17 protein-coding genes, 1 tRNA gene and 1 pseudogene are annotated in these 16958 nt (G+C 64.8%); 8 read left to right on the forward strand and 11 right to left on the reverse strand.

The window, feature by feature from the left end; all coding sequences use genetic code 11:
• Positions 1 to 2: 2 nt before the first annotated feature.
• From IM701_RS12155 to IM701_RS12180, 6 genes are all read right to left on the reverse strand, one after another.
• The gene (locus IM701_RS12155; protein ID WP_193827074.1) at positions 3 to 785 is read right to left on the reverse strand and encodes an enoyl-CoA hydratase-related protein; all 783 of its coding nucleotides are present in this window, start codon (positions 783 to 785) and stop codon (positions 3 to 5) included.
• Entirely contained in the window at positions 782 to 1852 is a 1071-nt protein-coding gene (locus IM701_RS12160; RefSeq protein ID WP_193827075.1) for an enoyl-CoA hydratase/isomerase family protein, read from the reverse strand. The genes IM701_RS12155 and IM701_RS12160 overlap by 4 nt, the downstream gene beginning before the upstream one ends.
• Positions 1849 to 2991: an acyl-CoA dehydrogenase family protein gene (locus IM701_RS12165; RefSeq protein WP_193827076.1), complete on the reverse strand. Its 1143-nt coding sequence runs from the start codon at positions 2989 to 2991 to the stop codon at positions 1849 to 1851. Before IM701_RS12165 ends, IM701_RS12160 begins: the two co-directional genes overlap by 4 nt.
• Before the next feature lie 100 nt (positions 2992 to 3091).
• Complete coding sequence (locus IM701_RS12170; protein WP_039337730.1) at positions 3092 to 3391, reverse strand: I78 family peptidase inhibitor; 300 nt, start codon at positions 3389 to 3391, stop codon at positions 3092 to 3094.
• Positions 3392 to 3402: 11 nt separating this feature from the next.
• Entirely contained in the window at positions 3403 to 3948 is a 546-nt protein-coding gene (locus tag IM701_RS12175; RefSeq protein ID WP_062346944.1) for a hypothetical protein, read from the reverse strand.
• A gap of 17 nt (positions 3949 to 3965) precedes the next feature.
• Complete coding sequence (locus IM701_RS12180) at positions 3966 to 5462, reverse strand: CoA-acylating methylmalonate-semialdehyde dehydrogenase (RefSeq protein ID WP_039337732.1); 1497 nt, start codon at positions 5460 to 5462, stop codon at positions 3966 to 3968.
• Positions 5463 to 5566: 104 nt separating this feature from the next.
• Between IM701_RS12180 and IM701_RS12185 the strand changes: the two genes are divergently transcribed.
• Positions 5567 to 6463, forward strand: a complete 897-nt coding sequence (locus IM701_RS12185; RefSeq protein WP_039337733.1) for a LysR family transcriptional regulator — start codon at positions 5567 to 5569, stop codon at positions 6461 to 6463.
• 113 nt (positions 6464 to 6576) lie between these two features.
• Here the strand turns inward: IM701_RS12185 and IM701_RS12190 are convergent, their stop codons facing one another.
• Complete coding sequence (locus tag IM701_RS12190; RefSeq protein WP_039337734.1) at positions 6577 to 6876, reverse strand: DUF3297 family protein; 300 nt, start codon at positions 6874 to 6876, stop codon at positions 6577 to 6579.
• A 99-nt stretch (positions 6877 to 6975) separates the two neighbouring features.
• Between IM701_RS12190 and IM701_RS12195 the strand changes: the two genes are divergently transcribed.
• From IM701_RS12195 to IM701_RS12220, 6 genes are all read left to right on the forward strand, one after another.
• A tRNA-Val gene (locus IM701_RS12195) sits at positions 6976 to 7050 on the forward strand.
• Positions 7051 to 7147: 97 nt separating this feature from the next.
• Positions 7148 to 7399: a hypothetical protein gene (locus IM701_RS12200; RefSeq protein WP_039337735.1), complete on the forward strand. Its 252-nt coding sequence runs from the start codon at positions 7148 to 7150 to the stop codon at positions 7397 to 7399.
• A 76-nt stretch (positions 7400 to 7475) separates the two neighbouring features.
• On the forward strand, positions 7476 to 7667 hold the full coding sequence (locus tag IM701_RS12205; RefSeq protein WP_039337736.1) for a DUF2892 domain-containing protein: 192 nt from the start codon (positions 7476 to 7478) through the stop codon (positions 7665 to 7667).
• A gap of 53 nt (positions 7668 to 7720) precedes the next feature.
• Entirely contained in the window at positions 7721 to 9001 is a 1281-nt protein-coding gene (gene serS / locus IM701_RS12210; protein WP_039337737.1) for a serine--tRNA ligase, read from the forward strand.
• Entirely contained in the window at positions 8998 to 9759 is a 762-nt protein-coding gene (locus IM701_RS12215; RefSeq protein WP_062780374.1) for a M23 family metallopeptidase, read from the forward strand. The genes serS and IM701_RS12215 overlap by 4 nt, the downstream gene beginning before the upstream one ends.
• A gap of 5 nt (positions 9760 to 9764) precedes the next feature.
• On the forward strand, positions 9765 to 10814 hold the full coding sequence (locus IM701_RS12220) for a TrkA family potassium uptake protein (RefSeq protein ID WP_193827077.1): 1050 nt from the start codon (positions 9765 to 9767) through the stop codon (positions 10812 to 10814).
• Here IM701_RS12220 and IM701_RS12225 read toward each other — a convergent pair.
• Entirely contained in the window at positions 10801 to 11232 is a 432-nt protein-coding gene (locus IM701_RS12225; RefSeq protein WP_230487692.1) for a DUF1761 domain-containing protein, read from the reverse strand. The two genes, IM701_RS12220 and IM701_RS12225, sit on opposite strands and share 14 nt — an antisense overlap.
• 87 nt (positions 11233 to 11319) lie before the next feature.
• On the opposite strand from IM701_RS12225, the pseudogene rimO reads away from it, so the two are divergent.
• Positions 11320 to 12726, forward strand: a pseudogene (gene rimO, locus IM701_RS12230) (30S ribosomal protein S12 methylthiotransferase RimO).
• 2 nt (positions 12727 to 12728) lie between these two features.
• On the opposite strand, the gene IM701_RS12235 reads toward rimO, so the two are convergent.
• The 3 genes from IM701_RS12235 to IM701_RS12245 all read right to left on the reverse strand — a co-directional run bounded on the left by IM701_RS12235 (position 12729) and on the right by IM701_RS12245 (position 16866).
• On the reverse strand, positions 12729 to 14006 hold the full coding sequence (locus tag IM701_RS12235; RefSeq protein WP_193827078.1) for a DUF3391 domain-containing protein: 1278 nt from the start codon (positions 14004 to 14006) through the stop codon (positions 12729 to 12731).
• A gap of 142 nt (positions 14007 to 14148) precedes the next feature.
• Complete coding sequence (locus IM701_RS12240; protein ID WP_193827079.1) at positions 14149 to 15768, reverse strand: M20/M25/M40 family metallo-hydrolase; 1620 nt, start codon at positions 15766 to 15768, stop codon at positions 14149 to 14151.
• Between the two features lie 75 nt (positions 15769 to 15843).
• Positions 15844 to 16866, reverse strand: a complete 1023-nt coding sequence (locus IM701_RS12245) for a cyclopropane-fatty-acyl-phospholipid synthase family protein (RefSeq protein ID WP_193827080.1) — start codon at positions 16864 to 16866, stop codon at positions 15844 to 15846.
• Between the last annotated feature and the right edge of the window lie 92 nt (positions 16867 to 16958).

Raw genomic sequence — 16958 nt, forward strand, 5'->3', positions numbered from 1 at the left:
CCTTAACGCCCCTTCCATACGCCGGGGCGCTTTTCGATGAAGGCCTTCATGCCCTCGGCCTTGTCCTCGCTGGCGGTGAGGATCTGGAAGACGCGGCGTTCGAACAGCAGGCCCTGGTCGAGCGTGGTCTCGAACGCGGCGTTGACCATTTCCTTGTTGGCGACGGCGGCCATCGGCGGCATCGCGGCAATGGTCTCGGCGGTCTTGAGCGCGTCGGCGAGCAGGTCGGCCAGCGGCACCACGCGGGTTACAAGGCCCGAGCGCTCCGCCTCGGCGGCGTCCATCATGCGGCCGGTCAGGCACATGTCCATCGCCTTGGCCTTGCCCACGGCGCGGGTGAGGCGCTGCGATCCGCCCATGCCGGGGGCCACGCCGAGCTTGATCTCGGGCTGGCCAAACCTGGCGTTTTCAGACGCGATGATGAAATCGGCCATCATCGCGAGTTCGCAACCGCCGCCCAGCGCGAAGCCGTTGACCGCCGCGATCCACGGCTTGCGCGTGGTCTTGACGAGGTGGCTGGTCCACTTCGAGAAAAAGTCCTCGTTGTAGAAATCGGCAGCGGGCTTTTCCGACATTTCCTTGATGTCGGCCCCGGCGGCAAAGGCCTTCTCGCCCGCGCCGGTGAGCACGGCGCAGCGCTGCGAGGCGTCGGCCTCGTAGGCGGCGAAGGCCTCGATCAGCTCAGCCAGAACCTGCGAGTTGAGCGCGTTGAGCGCCTGCGGGCGGTTCAGCGTGATGAGGGTGACAGCACCCTTCTGTTCGACGAGGATGGTTTCGTAAGTCATAGCGGTTTCCATTCGTCAGCAGCGCCCAGCGGCGCGAAGATCTGGTCGAGAAGATCGTCGGTGACGCCCTCTGCCGTGGCGGGCGACCACTTCGGGGCGTGGTCCTTATCGACGATCACGGCGCGCACGCCTTCGGCAAAATCCGGCAAAGTCAGCACGCGGGCACCGATGCGGTATTCCATCGCCATGTTGGCGGCGAAGTCGGGCAGGGTCAGGCTGGTGGCGAGCTGGCGCAGGGCGACCTTGCAGGTCTGCGGGCTCTTGGTGTGCAGCGTCTTTAGCGTTTCGGCCGCGAAGTCGGAACCGTCGGCTTCGAGCGCGGCGAGGATGTCCTCGTAGCGGTCCGAAGCAAACAGGCGGGCGATATCATCGGCATGAGCAACGATCTTCGGCTCGGGCGGGACCGACGACAGTTCGCGCAAGATGGCCGGGATATTGTCGGGCTCTGCCGCGATGCGGGCCTTGGCCTGCGCAAGGTTGGCCGAGGGCAGATAATGCGTGGCAAGACCTGCCCAGAGGCATTCCGCACCATCAAGGCGCGCGCCTGTCAGCGCAAGGTACTGGCCGAGACGGCCCTTGAGCCGCGACAGGAACCAACCGCCGCCCACGTCCGGGAACAGGCCGATACCGGTTTCGGGCATGGCCAGCTTGGTGTTCTCGGTAGCCACGCGATACGTGGCCGGGCCGGAAATCCCCACGCCGCCGCCCATGGTGATGCCGTCCATGAAGGCGACCACGGGCTTGCCATAGGTCATCAGCAGGTGGTTGAGCTGGTATTCGTCATGGAAGAACTTGCGGCCCGACGTGCCGCCGTCGTTCAGCGCCGAATTGCGCAGGAAGGCGATATCGCCGCCTGCGCAGAAGCCCCGCGACAGCTTGGGATCGCCATCGGCGGGAAGCTGGTGGTCGATCATCACGACCGCCAAGCCATTGTCACCGCGCCAATCCAGGAGCGATGCAGTCATGGCGTGGACCATGTCGAGCGTCAGCGCATGGATCGCGCGCGGACGGTTGAGCGAGAGCACGCCAGCCGCGCCGCTGCGGGTGGCAAGAACTTCATCGGTCACTTCAGCAGGTCCCTTCCCACGATCATGCGCATGACTTCGTTGGTGCCTTCGAGGATGCGGTGGACGCGAAGGTCTCGCCAGAACCGCTCGATCGGGTAATCGCGCAAGTAGCCGTAGCCGCCGAACATCTGCAGCGCGCGGTCGACGATCGACGAGCCGTTGTCGGTCGCCAGCTTCTTGGCCATGGCCGAGAAGCGCGTCTTGTCGGGTGCGCCGGAGGTCACCTTGGCGGCAGCCATGTAGAGCAGCGCGCGGGCGGATTCGAGGTCGGTCGCCATGTCGGCCAGCACGAACTGGGTGTTCTGGAATTCGGCGATGGCCTTGCCGAACTGCTTGCGATCCTTGACGTATCCGATTGCCTCATCAAGGCAGCGTTGTGCGCCGCCCAGCGAGCAGGCCCCGATGTTGAGGCGGCCACCATCCAGCCCGGCCATCGCGAACTTGAAGCCATCGCCTTCGGCGCCGACGCGGTTGGCGACCGGCACGCGCACGTTGTCGAAGATCACCTGCGCGGTGGGCGAGGCATTCCAGCCGAGCTTGCGTTCGGGCGCACCGAAGCTGACGCCTTCCATGTCCTTGTCGATGACGAGGCAGGAGATGCCACGGGCGCCATCTTCGCCGGTGCGCACCATGGTGACGTAGATGTCGTTGACGCCGCCGCCCGAGATGAACTGCTTGGTGCCGTTGACAATGTAGTGGTCGCCATCGAGGCGGGCGGTGGTCTTGAGCGCGGCTGCATCCGATCCCGAACCGGGCTCGGTCAGGCAGTAGCTCGCCATCTTGTCCATGGTGACAAGATCGGGAAGGTAGCGCCCCTTGATCTCTTCACCGCCGAAGGTGTCGATCATCCATGCGGCCATGTTGTGGATCGAGATGAAGGCGCTGGTCGCGGGGCAGCCATAAGCCATGGCTTCCATGATCAGCGCAGCTTCAAGGCGGCCAAGGCCGATGCCGCCGGATTCCTCGCTGACGTAGATTGCGGCAAAGCCGAGTTCGGCGGCGGCCTTGATGGTTTCGCGCGGGAAGGTGTGGTCCTCGTCCCATTGCGCGGCGAACGGCGTGATGGCGTCGGCAGTGAAGCGGCGGGCCATGTCCTGGATGGCAATCTGATCTTCGGTCAGTGAGAACTGGTCGGTCATCTTCTTCCCGTCTTACCCTTTTGGCCGTCACGCAGAGTTAACCGCGCCCTTAAATTTGTCATGGGCGGCGGATATGGCCCACCACCCATGCTGTCCAGACCTATCCGCAGGAAATGCGGACGATCGTGTAGTTGTCGTCGTAGGAGACCGTCAGCCGGTCGGCGCGGTAGTCCATTGTCACGGCTGAACGCGGCGGCACCCAGCGCAGGGTACGTGCGCCGCTGAGACGCATCAGCTCGGCACCGCTGGCAGCAGTGGCCTTGTGGCCGATGTGCGACTGGACTGCGTCGGCATTGCAGGTGCCTTCGGGCATGGCGGGAAGGTCCTCCGGTGGCGGCGTGCCTTGCGTGCAGGCCGAAAGACCGGCCAGAGCAGCGATGGCAATGATAGCAGGCTTCATCACGGCTCTCCTCACTTGCAACGGCTGTGGCGACGCGGGCCTTGCGGAGCGTCATCGCCGAACTCGGTCAAGACCAGCGTCTTGCCGCCGTCCTCCAGCTTGTAGCTGGCATCGCGCTGCCACTTCATGCCTTCGCCCTCGTAATCGAACACCGCGCGCAAGGTATTGCGATCGACATCCTTTACCGAAGCGATCTCTCCAACGGATTCATAGAATTTGACCGACCTCTCGCCGACAGTGATCGCCCCCTTGTCGTCACCGCGCGCAGGGTTGCAATCCGCCGCGTTGACGCCCCACTTGCCGCGCATTGCGACCGGGAAGACGCCGTCCGCTGCCGGTGCCGATGCCGCGGGCGAGACCGGTGGAACCATGGCCTCGCTCTCGCTGACTGTGGGCGCGAGGCTGGGCGTGGCCGACGCGCCCGGCTCGGGCGATGGGTCCGAGCAGGCGGCAAGCGCCAACGGTGCGGCAAGGAGAAGAAGAGCGGATTGCTTCATCGGGAATGCTCCGGTGTGGTTGATGGCATAACCAACGCGCACCGGAGCGATCCTTTCCATGAGCGGGCCTTTCCGCCTCAGCCCATCGTCGGAATGACGAAGGCGTTTCCACCATCGGGCGAGCCATCCGGCCAGCGCTGGGTGATGGTCTTGACCTTGGTCCAGAACTTCACGCCTTCCATGCCGTGCTGGTTGGTGTCGCCAAAGGCCGAACGCTTCCAGCCGCCGAAGGTGTGGTAGGCAACCGGCACCGGGATCGGCACGTTGATGCCGACCATGCCGACGTTGACACGGGCGGCAAATTCGCGCGCCGCGTGGCCGTTGCGGGTAAATATGGCAACGCCGTTGCCGTACTGGTGCTTCGAAGGCAGCGCGAGCGCTTCCTCGAAGTCCTTGGCTCGGACGATCTGCAGGACGGGGCCGAAGATCTCATTGTGGTAGCTGTCCATGTCGGGCGTGACATGGTCGATCAGCGTCGGGCCGACGAAGAAGCCTTCCTCATGACCCTGCAGCGTGAAGCCGCGGCCGTCGACGACCAGTTCGCCACCTTCCTCGATGCACTTGCCGATCCAGCCTTCGACCTTTTCCTTGTGCGCCTGGGTCACGACAGGACCGTAGTGCGCTTCGGGATCGGTCGAGACGCCGACGCGCAGGGCCTCGATCGCGGGGATCAGCTTGGCGCGGAGCTTGTTGGCGGTTTCCTCGCCCACGGGCACCACGACGGGCAGCGCCATGCAGCGCTCGCCAGCCGAACCGAAGGCCGCGCCGCACAGGTCGTTGACGACCTGATCGAGGTCGGCGTCGGGCATGACGATGCCGTGGTTCTTGGCACCACCCATGGCCTGCACGCGCTTACCAGCGGCGACGCCACGGTTGTAGACGTAGTGGGCGATGTCCGACGAGCCGACGAAGCTGACCGCGCCGATGGCCGGGTGATCGAGGATCGCGTCGACCATTTCCTTGTCGCCATGGACGACCTGGCAGATGCCTTCGGGCAGGCCCGCTTCGATGAACAGTTCGGCAAGGCGAACCGGAACCGAGGGGTCACGCTCTGAAGGCTTGATGATGAAGGCGTTGCCCGTGGCAATGGCGATGGCCGACATCCACAGCGGGATCATGCCGGGGAAGTTGAACGGGGTGATGCCTGCGCCGATGCCGATCGGCTGGCGCATCGAATAGACGTCGATGCCGGGCCCGGCACCTTGCGTATATTCGCCCTTGAGAACGTGCGGGATGCCGCAGGCGAATTCGACCACTTCGAGACCGCGCTGGATATCGCCCTTCGAGTCGGCGATGACCTTGCCGTGCTCGGAGGAGAGCATGTGGGCGAGGCTGTCCATGTTCGCCTCGACCAGTTCCTTGAAGCGGAACATCACGCGGGCGCGGCGCTGCGGGTTGGTGGCGGCCCAGGCGGGCTGCGCCTTCAGGGCGGCCTGAACGGCGCGCTCGAGCGTTTCGGCGGTGCCGAGCGCGACTTCGGCCTGCACGCCGCCGTTGTTCGGATCGAAGATCGGGCTCTTGCGGGCGGGCGCGCCGCCGGGGCCGCCGACGATGAAGTGGTCTACGAGACGCATCAGGAATCCTCTTTCATCAAAACTTGCTGGCGTGATGCGCCGATGACTGATTGCAGGCAACAAGCGATTATGCGAGGTCTACCTGCAAATTTGCAGGTGACCGGATGCAGTCCAGCGACTGGAACGACTTTCAGGCCTTTCTCGCGGTAGCGCGTGCCGGACAGCTCGCGCGGGCGGCGGCAAACATGGGGGTGGACGCCACCACGATCGGGCGGCGATTGCGGCGGCTGGAAACGCGAGTCGGCGCCACGCTGTTCGAGCAGACGCGCGAGGGGCAGGTCCTGACCGAGGCGGGCGAGGCTATGCTGGCCGAGGTCGAGGCGATGGACCAGGCCGCCAGTCGCATCGCCGAACACGCCGCCAGTGGCGGGGGCGTTGCCGGAACCCTGCGGGTGAGCCTGTCCGAAGGGTTTGGCAGCTGGATTGTCGCTCCTGCCCTGCGCGGCTTTGTCGAGGCCAATCCGCGACTGATGGTGGATCTCGTCGCCTCGTCCGGATTTCTCAGCCCGTCCAAGCGCGAAGCGGACCTTGCCGTCACGCTGTCACGCCCGCGCGCAGGGCCGGTGATCGCGGGCAAGCTGTCGGACTACAGCCTGCGGCTCTATGCCACGCGGGGGTATCTTTCGCAAAAGGGGCTGCCTGAAAAGCCTGCCGAGCTGGCGCAGGGGCACCGGCTGGTCGGCTACATTCCCGACCTGCTCTATGCACCGGAGCTGCGCTACCTGGCCGAGATCGAGCCGGACCTGACCGCCAACTTGCGCTCGTCCTCGATCATCGCGCAGCACCGCATGATCGCGGCGGGGGCGGGCATCGGCGTGCTGCCGTGCTTCATTGGCGATTCGGACAAGTGGCTGGTGCCGGTGCTGCCCGCCGCCCGCGTGACGCGATCGTTCTGGCTGGTGACGCACAAGGACACGCACAACCTGGCGCGCGTGCGGGCGTTCAAGGACTGGCTGACCGCGCTGGTGACGCGCGAACGCGGGCGGTTGCTACCGCGGTAGTGGTGCGGGCGTCCTTCGACAGGCTCAGGACGAGCGGTTCTTTTGCAAAAACGCGCTCATCCTGTCAAAGTAGCCCGCACATCCTGAGCTTGTCGAAGGATGCCGTTGGGGTCTCAAACCTTCGCGACGGGCGCGTCTGGCCCAAGGTCTTCGTACCAGGCTTCGACCGGGCCGTTGAGCTTGATCGTCAGCGGGTTGCCCTTGCGGTCCATGGTCTTGCCCGCCTGCACGCGCACCCAGCCTTCGGAAATGCAGTATTCCTCGACGTTGTTGCGCACCACGCCCTTGAAGCGAATGCCGACGCCGCGACGCAGCTTGTCCGCATCGAAATAGGGGCTGCGCGGGTTGATCGCGAGGTGATCCGGCGGCACGTCGCTGCCGGTGGTTTCGGGCTGGTTGGTTTCGTCGCTCATGGAGCGCGCAAATATCTTGATTGCCCCACTTGTCAATCGAAGCGGAGCGTCGTAGAGGCCCGCCCCTGTCAAGCGGTCGAACACCGACCATGCTCTGACGGGCGCGTAGCTCAGCGGTAGAGCACACCCTTCACACGGGTGGGGTCACAGGTTCAATCCCTGTCGCGCCCACCAGAAACGGCCCGCGAGAGATCGCGGGCTTTTCTGTATCTGGCGGAACCTCGCATTGCTCCGGTGGATTGGTCATTCTCCCCCCAACGGAGAAATTTCCATGCAAAACAAGGATGAACGCACGCCACCGCTCGAGCCCAAGAGCGACAACGCGAGCCTCAACAGCGAAGTCCACGCGACCACCAAGATCAATTCGAACGTGACGCCGGAGGACTATCCCGAGGAAGATCGCAAGATGCAGGCAATCTCATCGCAGGAACCGAGCGAGGGCGTCCGCAAGGACCAGGCACAGGACGCGACCCGACAATCACGTTCGAGCGAAGAGCCGAGCGAGGGCGAACGCGATGAATGAGCGGCGTTTGCGCGAAATCAAGGAAAGCCTAATATAAGGCGCCATCATGGGCTGGTTCACAAGGAGGACCAGACCCATGTTCAAGACCAATGTTGGCGGGATCGATCGTGTGCTTCGCATCGTGCTCGGTCTCGTGCTGATCGCGCTCGTCTTTGTCGGGCCGCAGACGCCGCTGGGCTGGATCGGGCTGGTTCCTTTGCTGACGGGGCTGCTGCGCACGTGCCCGCTCTATTCGCTACTTGGCATGAATACCTGTCCCCGCACGTAAGAGCGCTGAGGGCGGGTTGCGCCCGGGGGCGCGAGGCGGCATAGCGCTGCGCCATGCACGATATCCGCCTGATCCGCGAAAACCCCGCCGCTTTCGACGCCGCCCTCGCCCGCCGGGGCGTGGAGCCTGCGGCGCAATCCATCCTCGCGCTCGATGCGCGCCGCCGCGAGATCGCGACGCGGATGCAGGAAGTTCAGGCCCGCCGCAATGAAGCGTCGAAAGCCATCGGCGCAGCCATGGGCAAGGGTGACAAGGATACGGCCGAAGCGCTGAAGGTCGAGGTTGCCGCGCTCAAGGTTGAACTGCCCGCGCTGGAAGAGGAAGAGCGGACGCTGACGGCGCAGCAGAATGCCGCGCTCGCCGCCTATCCCAATGCCCCTGCATCCGATGTGCCGGAAGGCGCCGACGAGAGCGAGAATGCCGAATTGCTGCGCTGGGGCACGCCGCGCGAGTTCAGTTTTCCGCCGAAGGAACACGCCGACCTTGGCCCGGCGCTCGGCCTTGATTTCGAGACTGGCGCGCTGATCTCGGGGGCACGGTTCACCTTCCTCAAGGGCGGGATGGCGCGGCTGCACCGGGCGCTGGCGCAGTTCATGCTTGATCGCCAGACCGGCGAGAACGGCTATCTGGAGTGCATTCCGCCGCTGCTGGTCAAGGACGAGGCAGTTTTCGGCACGGGGCAATTGCCCAAGTTCTCGGAAGACCTGTTCAAGACGACCGACGGTCGCTGGATGATCCCCACCGCCGAGGTCAGCCTGACCAATGCGGTGCAAGGGGAGATCCTGAGCGAAGGGCAGCTTCCGCTGCGCATGACTGCGCTGACGCCCTGCTTCCGTTCGGAGGCGGGCGCGGCGGGGCGCGATACGCGCGGGTTCATCCGCCAGCACCAGTTCGAGAAGGTCGAACTGGTTTCGATCACCCGGCCCGAAGATTCCGAAGCCGAGCATGAGCGCATGACCGGCTGTGCCGAGGGCGTGCTGCAGGCGCTGGGCCTGCCCTATCGCAAGGTGCTGCTGTGCACCGGGGACATGGGCTTCACCGCCCGGAAGACCTATGACCTCGAAGTGTGGCTGCCGGGCCAGGGCGCCTATCGCGAGATCTCCTCGTGTTCCAACTGCGGTGACTTCCAGGCGCGGCGCATGAACGCGCGCTATCGCCCGGAAGGCGCGAAAGGCACCGAGTTCGTTCATACTCTCAATGGTTCGGGCCTTGCCGTGGGCCGTACGCTGGTGGCAGTCTTGGAAAACTACCAGCGGGAGGACGGATCGGTGGATGTGCCTGAAGTGCTGCACCCCTACATGGGCGGGCTGACCCGCCTCGTGCCGCTGGCGTGATCCGCGCGCTGGCGGCAGGCCTGGCACTGCTGGCAGCGGCACCGGCTGTTGCGCAAGGTGCGCGACCGCCGATCGTGGCCTGGACCTATACCGTGCAGGCGGGTGATACCTTCTCGGACATCGCGCGGCGCTGGGGCGTGGACATGGCAGCGCTGGGCGAGGCGAACGGCATTCCCAGTCCTTACGTCATCCGCATCGGACAGGTGCTGAAGCGGCCAGATCCGAAGGGTGCGCCGAGGCCATCAGCCAAGCCGGCAACAGCGGTCCCGGCGCAGGCTCCAGCCGGTCAAACCCCGAAGGCCGTGCCCCGCCCTGCCCCCACGTTGCGCCCCGCCCCGCCCCCTCGCGCGCCATTGGCCCCGCGTGAATCCGACGCGCCGAAGATCGGCTGGCCCACGGAAGGCGCCGTTGTCAGTCATTTCCGCGAAAAGGTGGCAGGCATTCCCTCGAACGGAATAGACCTGATTGCCCACCCCGGACAAAAGGTACGAGCGGCGGCGGCAGGCACCGTGCTTTACGCCGGCAAGGAACCCGAACGCTTCGGGCAGCTGATCCTGATCGATCACGGCGGCGGCTTCGTCACCGCCTATGCCTATCTCGGCATGATGACGGTGAAGGAAGGGCAGACGGTGACCAAGGGCGAGCGCATCGCGCTGGTCGGGCAGAGCGGCGAGGCACAGCGGCCGACGGTCCATTTCGAGCTGCGCCGCAACAACGTGCCGCGCGATCCGGAACTCTACCTGCCGCCGCGGTTGTAACGCCCATGGACCTCCACCTTCTCCGCCCGGGAAAGCGCAAACCGGTGAACGTGCTGCGGCGAACGCTGAAGGTTTCGGTATGGGCGGACCTCGGGCTGCGGCTGGGCGCCGCATTTGCCTTGGTGGCTATCGTGGTGGCGGTCCACTGGATCGACCGGTCGGGGCTGAAGGACAGCCATGACGGGTCTATCAGTTTCCTCGACGTGGTCTATTTCACGATGATCTCGATCACGACGACCGGCTTTGGCGACATCGCCCCCGTGAGCGACCGTTCGCGGTTGATCGAGGCGGTCATCGTCACGCCGATCCGGGTGGCGGTGATCTTCATCTTCGTGGGCACGGCCTACAATTTCATCATCAAGCGCACCTGGGAGCGGTTTCGCATGGCGCAGATCCAGAAGAACCTGACCGACCATATCGTGGTGCTGGGCTTTGGCGTTTCGGGGGCAGAAGCCGTGGCCGAACTGGTCGCGCGGGGCACCGATCCGGGCTGCATCGTGGTGATCGATCCTTCGGAAAGCGCGCTGGCAGCCGCAGCCAACATCGGCTGCAATGTCATGGCTGGCGATGCCACGCGCGATGCAACGCTGGTCGACGTGCGGATCGACCGGGCCTGCGCCATCCTGGTTTCGGCCGGACGCGACGACACCTCGATCCTCATCACCCTTACCGCGCGGCATCTGGCGCCCGGCGTGCCGATCAGCACCGTGGTGCGCGCGGCCGACAACGAAGATCTGGCCCGGCAGGCTGGCGCCAGCACGGTCATCAACCCGGTGCGCTTTACTGGGCTGCTGATGGCCGGGTCCGCCCATGGCAAGCACGTCGCCGAATACCTGACCGATCTCGCCTCGGTCGAAGGCCGGGTGCAGCTGGTGGAGCGCAAGGTGAGGCCCGAGGAAGTCGGTCGTCCGCTGGCGGCACTGGTCAGCGGCGGGCGGGGATTGAGGATCTATCGGCGCGGAACGGCAATCGGCTTCTGGGAAGCCGCCGCCGATCGGCTTGAGGAAGGTGACGAGATCGTCGAGATCGCGCCTACCCCTGCTATTGCCCCATGAGCATGAACGCGAGTCCCATCGAGAGATAGGCGGCGAGCCAGAATCCGCCGTCAATCAGGGCCAGCCGGGTGCTGATGCGCTGTTGGCTGTAGCTGATCCACAGCGATGGAACGACGAAGGCGATGGCGAGGCCGCCCGACATCATGAAGTAGAGCCACCACTTCACGTCGAGCGTCGCCGCGCCGACGCGGGCGAACATGTGGCCCATCATGCTGGCGGAAATGAACAGCAGGGCAGCGGTGATCGCGGCGGTACGGGCAGGCGAGCGGCGGATGCCGAGCTTGCCGGGGCCAACCTCCTCCAGCCGGGCACGGCCGAACAGCGGGCCATACCAAAGGGCTGACGCACCAAGCGCAAAAAGCGTTGCAACAACGACGGCTATCCAGTTGACCGGGCCCATCTTTTCCTTCTTTGCCAAGCCCCCGTTGCGACCAACTGCTACGCCTGACAAACGCGGATGGCAACGCCAAGCGGGGCAATGGTGACGTGGCGTGCTTTTTAGCCTATGGGCCGCGCCACGATGGCAAGCCAGATTCCCCCTCTCGAAATTCCCGAAGCCCCCAAGGTCGGCATGGTCAGCCTTGGCTGTCCCAAGGCGCTGGTCGATTCCGAGCGCATTCTCACGCGCCTGCGCGCCGACGGCTATGCGATGAGCGCCGATTATGCGGGCGCGGACGTGGTGCTGGTCAACACCTGCGGCTTCCTCGATTCCGCCAAGTAAGAGAGCCTTTCCGCAATCGGCGAGGCCATTGCCGAGAACGGCCGGGTGATCGTGACCGGATGCATGGGCAACGAGGCCGACGTGATCCGCGCCAAGTTTCCGCAGGTGCTGGCGGTGACGGGTGCGCACCAGTACGAGGCGGTAGTCGAAGCGGTGCACGAAGCCGCCCCACCGAGCATGGGCCCGTACATCGACCTTATCCCGCAGGCCGAACCAGGCGACGTGAAACTGACCCCGCGCCACTATGGCTATCTCAAGATTTCCGAGGGCTGCAACCACGCCTGCGCGTTCTGCATCATTCCAAGCTTGCGCGGAAAGCTCGCCAGCCGCCGCATCGACGCGGTGCTGCGCGAGGCCGAAAAGCTGGTGGCAGCGGGCACCAAGGAACTGCTGGTGATCAGCCAGGACACCTCGGCCTATGGCGTGGACGTGCGGCATGAAGAGCGCATGTGGAAGGGCGAGCCGGTTCGCACGCACATGACCGACCTCGCCCGTGAACTGGGCAAGCTGCGCACGCCGGAAGGCGAAACGCCGTGGGTGCGGCTGCACTACGTCTATCCCTACCCCCACGTCGATGCGGTGATCCCGCTGATGGCGGAAGGGCTGGTGACGCCCTATCTCGACATCCCGTTCCAGCACTCCAGCCCCAACGTGCTGCGCAGCATGAAGCGCCCGGCCAACGAGGCCAAGGTGCTCGACCGCATCAAGGCTTGGCGGGAAATCTGCCCGGACATCGCCATCCGCTCGAGCTTCGTCGTCGGCTTCCCCGGCGAGACCGAAGCCGACTTCGAGTACCTGCTGGAGTGGCTGGAAGAAGCGCAGCTTGATCGCGTGGGCGGCTTCCGGTTTGAGCCGGTGGCCGGTGCGGCTGCGAACGACCTGCCGAACCCGGTGCCCGAGGAGATCAAGGAAGAGCGCTATCGGCGGCTTATGGAAACCACCGAGCGCATCAGCGCTGCCAAGCTGGCAGCCAAGATCGGCAGGACGATCAAGGTTATCGTGGATGAAGTGGGCGAGCCTGACGAAGATGGCGACATCGGCGCGACCGCACGATCACAGGCCGATGCGCCCGAGATCGACGGTGCGGTCTATCTGCGCAACGTGCCAGCCACGCTCAAGGCTGGCGATTTTGCGCAGGTGCTGGTCGAGGATGCCGACGCCCACGACCTCTACGGCGTGATCGTGGAATAGGATCAGGCCGCTTCCTTGCAGGCAGCGGCCAGCAGGCTTTCGCGCAGGGCGCCGATATCCGGCAGATCGAGGTCGGCAAGGTCGGCGATGCCTTCGATGGCATCGTCGCCGTAGCAATGGGCAAGTGCGATCGTCTCGCCCTTGAGCCGCTTGGCCAGAGGCAGCGACCAGAAGGTGCGGACCACCGGGAGCGCGGTGTCGGCAGGGTCCTCGTCGACCACCATGGCCAGGCGCTGTGACCGCAGGCGCACGAAGGAACCGATCGGGTAGACACCGACGGTTTCGACAAAGCGTTCGAGGATGCCGGGATCGAACGTGCTTGGCTGTTCGCGCAGCCTGCGGATAGCGTCGGCCGGATCAAGCTGCTCGGCACCCGAAATCAGCGTGTCATAGGTATCGCAGATTGCGGCCATGCGGCTGAGGGCTTCGATTGCCGCGCCGCTCAGACCTTGCGGATAGCCGCTGCCGTCGAGCCTTTCGTGATGGTGCAGGATCACCCGCAGCACCGGCTCGGGAATGTCGCCTGCCGCCTTGAGGAAGGTGTAACCAAGCACGACGTGCTGTTCGCGTAGGTCGGGGCGAAGCAGCGAATAGTCCCCGCCGACCGACGCGAGGTCGACCGGGAGCTGCCCTACGCCAACGTCCATCAGCAGGCCTGCCATGCCCGCGTCGCGGATGTCGACGGGCGAGAATTTCATATGGCGGGCCAGCGCGATCATCAGGGCGCTGACGGCAAGCGAATGGCGATAGACCGGCTCGTTGTCGTTCTGGCAGCGCAGCAGGCCGTTGAAGGCATAGAGGTTGCGCTGGACCGAGGCATAGACGGCATCGAGCACGGGTTCGATATCGTGCACCTTGATCGCCTTGCCCAGCCTGACCTCGATGAAGGCCTTGCTCACCACGCGCAGGGCATCGCCGGCAGCACGCTTGGCCCGCCCGAATTCACGCGCCATGGACATGGCTGCAGGTGCCCGACCGAAACCAGGCCCGGGCCGCTGGGGCACGGGTTCGATGGCAGGGCGCATGGACTTGGCGGTCATGCCGGCGTTACGCGGGCCCGAGACGATATGCGGTGCTGCAACAGGTTCGTCCGCCACGGCCTTGCCGCGGGTCGTATCGATGATCACGCCGTCCACGTCACTCTCGCGCAGGCGTTCGAGCATGTCGGGATCATCGAGCAGGAACTTCCGCTTCCAGAAGGGATGGCTGAACCAGCTTCCTTCCAGCTTGTGGATGAACATGCCGAGTTGGACTTCGTCCGTGGATATGCGCTTGAGCATGGCCCGCCTGCTTGAATGACGGGCACTAACCTAGGTTATAGCGGGTGTGCCTTTTCCAGCCGGAAAACTCCGGGGAAATGCGTAAGGCCTGCGCTCCTTCCGTTAGCCATGGCGGCCAAGGGAAGGAGCGGGTCTGAGCGTGTTACTGGTTGGGGTCCTGCACCTTGAACGGATCGGTGGCGTCGGGCTTTGTCGGCAAGGGCGAGCGGGGCAATTCCTTGTCGCTCATTGCGGCCTGCAACAGCATGCCGGCAAGGATCACCGAGGCCTGGCGCATGTCATCGGCGCGCATGTGATCGAGCGTGTCGGCGCTCGAGTGGTGGACGCGGCTGTCGTAGTCGAGCGGGTCCTGGATGAACTGGTAGCCGGGCAGGCCGATCGCCTGAAGATAGACGTGATCGGTGCCGCCAGTCTTGCTCATCACCACCTTGTCTGCGCCGAGCGAATTGAAGGGCGCCAGCCATTCGCGCAGGATCGGCGCGGCAGCCACATTGCCTTCGGCATAGATGCCGCGGAACTTGCCCGAGCCGTTGTCCATGTTGAAATAGGCCTTGAGATCGGCATAGCCGGCCTTGGGCGTGATCGGATAGGCGTTGCGCCATGCCGAATAGCTGTCGATCCCCTTGAGCGTGGGATCAACCGGTCGCGTCGCCAGGTGCCGCTCGATATAGGCCTTGGACCCGAGCAGCCCCTGCTCTTCCCCGCTCCACAATGCGAAGCGGATGGTGCGCTTCGGCCGGACACCCATCCTGGAAAGGAGGCGCGCGGCTTCGATCACGGCAACACTGCCCGCACCGTTGTCGGAAGCGCCATCGCCAGCGATCCAGCTGTCGAAGTGGGCACCGGCCATGACGTAACCTGCCTTGGGATCGGTGCCGGGGATTTCAGCGATGACGTTGTCGGCCATGAGGTCCTTGTCATCGAAGCTGGCGTCGATCGACAGGGAGAGCTGCGGGGCAGCGCCAGTCTTCTCGAGGCGGACGAGGCGGCGGTAGTCTTCCTGCGCCATGTCCATCGCCGGCACAGCGAGCGTTTCGCCGGGGATGAAATCATAGCCTTCGCCGTGGACCAGCTTGCCGTCGCGGTAGGTCATCTTGACCATCGCCAGCGCGCCTTCGGCCTTGAGGAATTCGGAAAGCTTGCGGGCAAAGCCGCGACGCGCGACCTGCATGGCCAGCCCTTCGGGATCGTGGCGCGGGAGGCTGTACTTGTCGAGCTTGCCGATATCCTCGCCCGAGAGGCGTTCGAACATCGGATCCTTGGATTCGCTGCTCTCGCCCGGCAGGCTGACGAGGACGATCTTGCCGGCGAGCTTGCCCTTCCAGGCTTCGAAATTCTCCACCTTGCTCATCGGCGCGACCACGACCGGAGCGGTGATCGTGCCATTCGTGGCGGGCGACCACGCTACCGGCAGAACAGTGAGCGGCAGGCTGCGCGGGCTGGTCATCGTGGCGGAATAGGACTTGAGGTTCCAGCCAAGACCGAACTCGAACGGTTCGCGGTGAATGTTCTTGAGGCCGTAGGACGCGAACTTTGCCGCAGCCCAGTCTTCGGCCTTGCGGTGGTTTTCCGAGTTTGTGAGGCGCGGGCCGATCCGGTCCATCAGTTCCGAGGCGGTTTCCATCGCGTCGGAGCGGTTAAGGCCTTCGTCGAGCAATTGGGCGATCAGCCTGTCCTCGGCAGGTCCGGCAAAGACAGGAGCAGCGGTGGCGCAAAGCGCAATGGCGGCGACGCCGGTGGCGACGCGCGAGCGGACGGTCATGTCTGGAAGGCTCCCTGAGCAAGTTTCTATCGCAACCAGTCTTGCCGCTGGAGCCGCGATTGCCAAGTGCCTTTTTTATACCGGCCTGAGCAGCCAGTGGCTGACGCCCCATTCCCTGCCGCCGCGATGACCGAACAATCCTGCGGTGGCGAGGTAGAACAGGCGCCACCGACGCATCCACAATGGCGTATCGCCGCCATAGACCTGACGTAGCACCGGCTCGATCTCGGCCGCCTTGGCATCGAACAGCGCAAGCCAGTGGCGCGCGGTCTTTTCGTAGTGCGTGCCATCCCACCACCATTCCCGCTCGAGCGCGAACAGATCGTCGAACTGGCCGATGAGCGCGTGGCTGGGCATGATGCCGCCGGTGAAGAAATACTGCGCGATCCAGCTGGACTTGTCGGCGGTGTCGAAGCGGTAGGGATACTGGCGATGGCTGAAGACGTGAAGGAACAGGCGACCATCGGGCCGGAGCCATGTCTTCACCCGGGCAAGCAGTTCGCGCCAGTTGGCCATGTGTTCGAACATCTCGACCGAGACGACGCGATCAAACTGCCCTTCCGGCGCAAAGGCATTCATGTCGGCAGTCAGCACGGTGAGGTTGGTGAGACCGCGCGCTGCGGCTTTTGCCCGGATATGTTCGCCCTGTGGCCGAGAATTCGAGACGGCGGTGATGCGAGCGTTGGGGAAGCGCGCGGCCATGGTGAGGCTGAGCGAACCCCAGCCGCAGCCGAGTTCGAGGATGTGCTGGCCATCTTCCAGCGCGGCATGTTCGATGGTGGCGGAAAGGGCCGCAAGTTCGGCCTGTTCGAGCGTCTCGTTGCCGGTGGGATAGAGACAGCAGGAATACTTGGCGTTGGGCCCAAGGCTCAATTCGAAGAAGCGGGGCGGCAGTTCGTAGTGCTGTTCGTTGGCGGCTTCGGTGTGTTCGGCAACGGGCCGCTGCGCCATCCACGCGGCGAAACGCGCATCGTCGGGCCGATCGCGATGGACCGCGCGGCGGCGCTTTTCGCACATGAAGGACACACCGGCGCGGGTCAGCGCATCGGGCAGCGGGGCGCGCTCTACGAGCGAGATCAGCGGGGCAAGGAGGCTCACGAAGAGCAACTAGCCACCGGGGTGTGACTTGTGTCAACCTGTCACCACGGGAACGGTCTATAACGGGAAACGGACGGGTAAGGTCGCGGCGG

It is taken from the genome of Novosphingobium sp. ES2-1, assembly GCF_015169775.1.
In the GTDB taxonomy this organism is placed as follows: Bacteria; Pseudomonadota; Alphaproteobacteria; order Sphingomonadales; family Sphingomonadaceae; genus Novosphingobium; species Novosphingobium subterraneum.